8 protein-coding genes and 1 pseudogene are annotated in these 6,752 nt (G+C 50.2%); 5 read left to right on the top strand and 4 right to left on the bottom strand.

Annotation, left to right across the window (positions count from 1 at the left end):
• Positions 1–189, bottom strand: a 189-nt coding sequence (locus HMPREF0045_RS11050) for a hypothetical protein (RefSeq protein ID WP_231196686.1), incomplete at its 3' end; no start/stop codon positions are given.
• A gap of 217 nt (positions 190–406) precedes the next feature.
• On the opposite strand from HMPREF0045_RS11050, the gene HMPREF0045_RS06590 reads away from it, so the two are divergent.
• The 4 genes and pseudogenes from HMPREF0045_RS06590 to HMPREF0045_RS11360 all read left to right on the top strand — a co-directional run.
• A complete protein-coding gene (locus tag HMPREF0045_RS06590; RefSeq protein ID WP_005986715.1) occupies positions 407–709 on the top strand; it encodes a single stranded DNA-binding domain-containing protein in 303 nt (100 codons plus the stop codon).
• Positions 699–1,166, top strand: coding sequence for a hypothetical protein (locus tag HMPREF0045_RS06585; RefSeq protein ID WP_005986714.1), 468 nt, complete (start codon positions 699–701; stop codon positions 1,164–1,166). Before HMPREF0045_RS06590 ends, HMPREF0045_RS06585 begins: the two co-directional genes overlap by 11 nt.
• A complete protein-coding gene (locus HMPREF0045_RS06580; protein WP_005986711.1) occupies positions 1,159–2,937 on the top strand; it encodes a VirD4-like conjugal transfer protein, CD1115 family in 1,779 nt (592 codons plus the stop codon). Before HMPREF0045_RS06585 ends, HMPREF0045_RS06580 begins: the two co-directional genes overlap by 8 nt.
• A gap of 47 nt (positions 2,938–2,984) precedes the next feature.
• Positions 2,985–3,118: pseudogene (locus HMPREF0045_RS11360) on the top strand (IS30 family transposase); the annotation flags it as partial.
• 58 nt (positions 3,119–3,176) lie between these two features.
• On the opposite strand, the gene HMPREF0045_RS09735 reads toward HMPREF0045_RS11360, so the two are convergent.
• Positions 3,177–4,682: an AAA family ATPase gene (locus HMPREF0045_RS09735; protein WP_005986710.1), complete on the bottom strand. Its 1,506-nt coding sequence runs from the start codon at positions 4,680–4,682 to the stop codon at positions 3,177–3,179.
• An 8-nt stretch (positions 4,683–4,690) separates the two neighbouring features.
• The gene (locus HMPREF0045_RS11355; protein WP_414105152.1) at positions 4,691–4,795 is read right to left on the bottom strand and encodes a ribbon-helix-helix domain-containing protein; all 105 of its coding nucleotides are present in this window, start codon (positions 4,793–4,795) and stop codon (positions 4,691–4,693) included.
• 162 nt (positions 4,796–4,957) lie between these two features.
• On the opposite strand from HMPREF0045_RS11355, the gene HMPREF0045_RS06570 reads away from it, so the two are divergent.
• Positions 4,958–5,542, top strand: a complete 585-nt coding sequence (locus HMPREF0045_RS06570; protein ID WP_005986708.1) for a hypothetical protein — start codon at positions 4,958–4,960, stop codon at positions 5,540–5,542.
• 67 nt (positions 5,543–5,609) lie between these two features.
• On the opposite strand, the gene HMPREF0045_RS06565 is transcribed toward HMPREF0045_RS06570, so the two are convergent.
• A complete protein-coding gene (locus tag HMPREF0045_RS06565) occupies positions 5,610–6,446 on the bottom strand; it encodes a type IV secretion system protein (protein WP_005986707.1) in 837 nt (278 codons plus the stop codon).
• Positions 6,447–6,752: the final 306 nt, after the last annotated feature.

Raw genomic sequence — 6,752 nt, 5'->3', positions numbered from 1 at the left:
CGCGATCAAAAGCGTGATGAAGGTCAGCCCGACCGCAAGGACGACCAGCAGCCCGACCGCGATCAAAAGCGTGATGAAGGTCAGCCCGACCGCAAGGACGACCAGCAGCCCGACCGCGATCAAAAGCGTGATGAAGGTCAGCCTGACCGTAAGGATGACCAGCAGCCCGACCGCAACCAGGACCAGCAACCTGACCGTGATCAAAAGCGCGACGAAGGCCAGCCCAACAAAGGTAAGCCTGATAATGCTCAGCCTGATAAGTGGCAGCCGGGGCAGAAGCCGCCTAAAAAATGACTAGAAAAGAGATGAAAGAAATCATCAGGCAACGTACGCAAAAGCTCGTCGAGGAATCTAAAAAGAAAGTTAACAGTCGTTATACTCCCAGCCATAACAGGGGCTCTCGCTGATGGCGTCCTATGCAAAAGTGTTCATGGCGGGCACGATCACTGGGCAAATCACTGTGCGTACCAGCCCTGATATTGCCTTGTTCAAAATTGAAACAGTTTTAGGGCAAGACAGGGTAACTGAGTGGGTTCAGGCTCAAGGTGATCTAGCCAGGTTCGTGGTAGAGAAGAAATTTAAGCCAGGCGATCAGGTGCTAGTGCACGGTGAGCTTGTGCAGGGGAACAGGCAGGGCGAGTTTTTCACTCTAGCCCACCGTCTTAGCCATGATGAGTCAGCCATTTGGAGACTAGCTCATGGCGCGTAGGGTACTGGCTATTGCCCGCACTAGCAGCGACGAAACAGCAATGACACGGCCTTTTAAAGGTTTAGCTGATGTTGAATTAATCGATGCTAGTAGCGGGCAGGCTCGTGCAGTTATCGCCAGGTACGGTATTAAAGCTCAACCAGCTTGGCTGTATCCGCTTGGTGAGAGTGTGATTGTGGCCGTGGGTAGTCCAGAGCCGATTGTGCAGCGTTTACGTGAGCAGTTAGCTCGTGAGATGAAACCAGGCTCGGAGCAAAAACATCAAGTCCACCAACCCTTGCAAAGTCAAGACAAGCAAGTCAGGGATAAGGAACCTAAACGCCGGTTAACTCGGCAAAGGGTTTTGGAAATGATGGAAGGCCGGGCTGACCAGCTACACCCGGTTACTCAAGTAAGTAGGGTTAACCGCCGTCTGAGTATGGAGCGCGCAAGAACAAGGGGCAGTGAAAGTGAGTAAAGGCAAGATTTTTTTCGCTTCTATCCTGGCTGTTTTAGCTTGGTGGTGCGCTAATAAGGTCACCTGGCAGGTGCGTACTGACCAGGAGGCGGGCCGTGACTTTTCCCAGATAATCGACCGGTTCACGCTGGATTTAACCGCTCACCCGTTACACATCTCGTTTGCGGGGGCTGACGTGTTAGGCGGTTTTGGTGGGATAGCACTGGTGTTATTGATAGCCCTGTACATGTATGGGGCTAGGAAACCCACCCGGCCAGGTGAAGAACAAGGTTCGGCTCGCTGGGCGAAACCTAGTGAAGCTAGGAAGTTTGTTGGTGACAGGAAAACCGACATGCTGTTCACCCGCACCGAATCACTAAACCTTGACTCACGTAAAACCCAACGTAACCTAAATGCCCTGATTATCGGCTCTTCTGGCTCTGGTAAATCACGCTACTACGTGATGCCTAACCTGGCACAAGCTAACACCTCGTTTTTGGTGACAGACCCTAAAGGCGAGGTACAGCGAGCTATGGGACAAGGCCTAAAAGATAAAGGCTATGAGATACGTAGCCTTAACCTGATTGATTTTGACCGTAGCGACACGTTCAACCCGCTACGCTATTTCAACCCTGAGCAGGCTGAAGTTGACTGCGCTATCTTGGTGGAAAACCTGATCACAAACACCTCGGGCCAAAAACCTAGCGGTGGGTCAGACTTCTGGGAGAAAGCAGAACGCGCGCTACTGACAGCGTTTGTCTCATACATCTACTTCACTAAAGGCGCTCAAGGTACCTTGATTGATGTAGTGGATATGCTGGCTAAAATGCAGGCCTCTGAGGAAAACGAGGAGGCTACCAGCGAGATCGACGCAATTTTTAGTGTTGCTAAAGAATGCGTGGAAGTTTTCGATCAAAACCCTGACGAGTACGACGAAGAAGCTACCATAATGCTTAATGGGTTACGGTTTGCTTGTAGCCAGTACAATATTTACACCCAGGGCGCAGGGGAAACCAAGAAAAGTATCATTATTTCCCTTGGTGTACGTATGGCGCCCTTGCACATGGCGCAGCTACGCCGTATTTTGGGTTCTGACACTATAGATGCTGACCAGGTAGGTAAACGCCGTAGCGCAATTTTCCTGGTGATCCCTGATAGTCACCAGGCCTTTAGTTTCATAGCCTCAATTTTTTACGAGCTGTTCTTTGAACGAAACATGTACCTGGCCGACCACAATCCTTCAGGCCGCCTAGAGGTGCCGGTTCAGTGTTTCATGGATGAGTTTGCGAATATCGGTAAGCTACCCTCGTTTGAACGTAAAATCGCGGTTATCCGTTCACGCGGTATTAGCACGTCAATCATTATGCAGACCTACGCCCAAGGCAAGTCACTGTACAAGGACGACTGGGAAACCATCGTTGGTAACTGTGATTCGCTGCTGTTCCTTGGTGGTAACGAGCCCAGCACCACAGAGTTTATTTCTAAGCGTTTAGGTAAAGAAACCATTATCAGCCAAGACACTTCCGAGCAGAAAGGCACTAATGGTTCATGGTCACGCTCGCTTAGGTCGCAGGGGCGTGAGCTGATGACACCTGACGAGATCGGGCGTCTTGATGGCGGTACTTGCCTGTATTTACTTCGTGGTATACCACCATTTAAATCACGTAAACTACAGGCCCCTGAAACTGGCTTTTTCGAATATATCCCAGTTGCTTCAACCGCTGAAGTGCAGGAAGCCCCTAGCGAAGAGGTTGGTAGTGGTTGGCTAAACGTCCAGCCAAGTATGGACTAGAAGTTACTAAACGCCGCTTTCTAGACAATGTCTTGGTGTGTTGTTAGCGGCGTGGCACTAACGAGAACACTAACGAGGTTTGCGTCAGTACTTGCTCAAAGAGACTGATCTATCGGTTTGGTCTGAGGCGAATCTTGATGATATTGCTGATGAGCTTAATGGTCGCCCTTGTAAAACGTTAGACAAGGATATGGCCCCAACAATCCCCTATTTTTGGGGTTGTTGGGGCCAAGCACTCTTTATAGGCCGCGTGCTACGGCGGCGGCGGCGTGTAGCCAGGCCGCCCGGGTAGCAGGGGCTAGCTTGTCTGAACGTAGCCACTGTTCACGCATAGCCCGGTCATAGGGGATAGTGACTACCTCACGAGCGATACCAGCGAAACCGTCTACTAGTGAAGTAGCCGGGGGTTCTTCACGGTCTGCTTGCGAGATAACCACTACCGCGTTAGCCGCCAGGGCCGCGCTACGCTCATCGCGGCTGGATAGGCCTTGTAAAAGTAGGCGCCCGGCTTCTGCGTGATCGGTGCGGGTGGTTGTGGCAATAACGATCTGGTCAGCGTGGCTGACGATGCGTAGCCAGAGACTGTCGCCTTCATCGTTACCGGTATCCCAAATAATCATGCGGTAGTAGCGGGTTAAAACCTGCTGAATACCGTCTAGTTCTTCGGGGGTTAGTTTCTGCTCGGTTGATAGTAGTAGTGGGTTTGAGCGTAGGACATCGAATTGGTCGATGGTTTGGTGGTGGGTGTAGGCGGCCACGTCACCGTTACGGGCTGAGGGGTCCATTAAAACCTCAGTTTGCGGGACCATATCCAAGATGGTGGCGTTGTGTGGTCCTTGTTCGGTGCGCCAGCCTAGCGTGCCGCGTGTGACGTTACCGTCTGCTGCTACAACCGACCCTGAGCCTAAACGCGCGAAATTACTGGCCAAAAGAATGCTGGTGGGGGTTTTACCCGCCCCGCCTTTACCGTTGAGTACCGCGATTGTGCGGGGGCCGGGCCAGTGCTGAGAGACAGTGCGTTCATCCTCCCATTGCTGACATTGGGCTTGGCTGGCTTGGACTTTGAGGCCTAAGCGGCCAGCAACAGCGCGCCAACCAGTTGGTTTAGGGCCACCAGCAGAGCTTTGGGCTAAGAAAGAATCAGGGCGAGGCCGTGAAACGGGTGCTGGCGCAGTTCCCATTTGAAACGACGGCGCGTTTTGTGGGGCGAGGGACTGCTGTGGCGCATAGTTAGCAGGGGCACCCTGAAAAGTAGGCTGATTCACTTGACCAGGCATAACCTGAGGTGCCTGCTGGGCAGGTGCCGGCTGATACACCGGCATTCCTTGGGGCATTGGTTGCTGGGACGCAGGCGTTGCCATGGCTTGCGTTGGCTGGTTTACCTGGGTAGGCGTAGGCATTGGCTGAGGGGCCGAAGCTGGTACCGCTACCGGCTGGGCAGGTGTAGCCGGTGCATGCACAGTTGGCATTTGGTTTACAGGGGTGCTCTGAGACGTGGGTTCGGGGGTTGGTTCTTCTGCCTTAGCTAGGCTGATAGCTCCTGAAGGAGTTATCAGCAAATGTGTGAGCCCAGAGGTATCCTTAGCTACCACGCGCAAAGGTTGCCCTTCCTGGCGAGCGCGAGAGGCAGCCCTCCCCAGCAACAAAGAACGTAGCTGTTCCTGGCTGCTAGCAGTTAAAGACTCAACCCCGTTTTCATCCTCATAGCTACCTGAGCCATCAGGGCCGATCGTTAATGTAATCATTCTTTTGCCTACTTATCACTGATTTCCGGATACGTTTTTTTGATTGCCTCAACGACTAGGGCGGTAACCGAAGTGTCGCGTTTAGCTGCCAAAATCCGTAACTGTCGAAACATATGAGGCGTCATAGCAATCTGCGCACGATGTGAAGGTGTGCGCCGGGGAAGGGGGGCTGGGTCCTGCGTTGACACGTCACTAATCATAACAGTAAGACGTAAATGCGTCTTTACGTTTTTACTGGTTAGGGGTAGCCTTGGAGGTGAAAGGGGAGAGAATCCATGAAAAAAACATCGGCGTTTATGGCAGTAATGGCGTGCACTGCGTTAGCCCTGTCTGGCTGTGGTAATAGCGTTTCGGACGATAGGGCGCAGGCTTACGCCTCGCTTTCGTCTATGACTAGTTTAAGTTCCTCACAAGCCCAAGAATATAAGCAGAGGTTGACGGTGGCCCCTGATTCTGCTGCGATTAAGAGTGTTCTTGCTGAGGCTAAGGCGGCTAATGAGGAAAGGCGAGCAGATGACGCTGCCACTGCCGCTAAAAAGGCAGCCAATGAGAAGATTATTAAGAAAACTGAAGCTGCCCTGTCTGGAACAAAATTAGTTGGTCTTAGTGATGAGTGTAAGGGGATTACTGTAGCCCTTAATGCTGATAAGACTGTGGAAACTGAGATTAATGTAAGTCCTAATAATTGCATTGATCCTCGAGGTAAAAATTGGAAAATTGCTGTGGAGGACTGGTCGGAGGGTAAGCCAGTATTACGCTTCGCCAATGACCCGATACCGTATATCGTAACGATAAACGGTGATGGTACGGTTTCCCTTGAAAATTCAGGAGTATACAAGTTTACTATTTTAAAAAAGTAGTTTGCTTGTGCTAGGAGGGGGCATTGAGAAACTTGATGCCCCCTCTTTCTTTTTGTCGCCCTACCTTTTACTGACCTACAATCGCTTTAGCGAGTTTCCCTGAACTCAAAATTAAAATCATGAGTAACACTGGACAAATAACGAATTGTGCATAGTTGGTAAACATCCAATCATTAAGTGATTGATTCTTTCCGATGCTGGCAAATTGCCCTGAGAAGTTTATAAATTCACTGTACAGGGCTACAGCCATCATAAGTGTAGCTCCCTGTAGGGATACTGCCGCGTATTTTTGCAGATAGGAAATCCCCATGCTTTTAGTGTCTGGATGTCCTAAAAATGCAATTGGTAGTGAGGCAAACGCAGTCATAATATAAAGTTCTGCGAAGCGTATAATTACCATTACCTGTATTACTACCTGTGCTGCAATACTAATTATAAACGGTAGTAGCAGCATCATCACTAGACCAGCTTGGTCCACGGTTCCAGCATCTTCTATCAGTTTATTTACCCTGTCTGGTAGTTCGTCAGGCTTATAAATTTTATTATTAGTTTTAGAGATGCCTGCGATAATTTTTGTAGATATCTCATTAATCGCATTTAAAAACATCATTGAGTTTTGAGCTGCAACCACTAGCAGTGCTGACTTAAACATGGTTGCAGCTATAATTTTGACTCCCATCTGGTGGTCACCTTCCATATGGGTTGCATTACGTGCAAGCTCAAGCACCAATATAATGGATATGACTACTGTAGAAACTGGTAATACGGCCGTAGAGTGAAGATTTGTAACAACTTTATATGCTTGTGCTGTGTGTCCCTGCAAAGAATCTGTCAATCCATTAATACTGCGTGTATCTAGCGATACTATCGCTTTTAGCATGTATTTAATCATGCCTTTCATCATGGCTTTTTCACGCTTCCTTTAGTAGCCGCAACGTTAGGGGTGACAGTTGCACTAGGACTAGCTTTAACGCTAGGGCTAGCGGTCGGTGTAACTGTTACTGTAGAAGTAACTGTGACGGTGGGGGTCACCACAGGGGTAGGAGTAGAGACTGGGCGCATGGCAACCGTAGCCAGCGCTAACACGACTAGGATTTGAATAACCCCCAACACGATTACAGCTCCCATGGGGGCAGGACGATGTAACCAGACAGGTGTTTTAGCAACTACTCCAGATGTGCCTTGAACCCGGGGCTGGAGCTTGGGTTGG

It is taken from the genome of Actinomyces graevenitzii C83, from assembly GCF_000239695.1.
GTDB lineage: Bacteria > Actinomycetota > Actinomycetes > Actinomycetales > Actinomycetaceae > Actinomyces > Actinomyces graevenitzii.
This window is presented reverse-complemented; position numbering and strand designations above follow the sequence as displayed.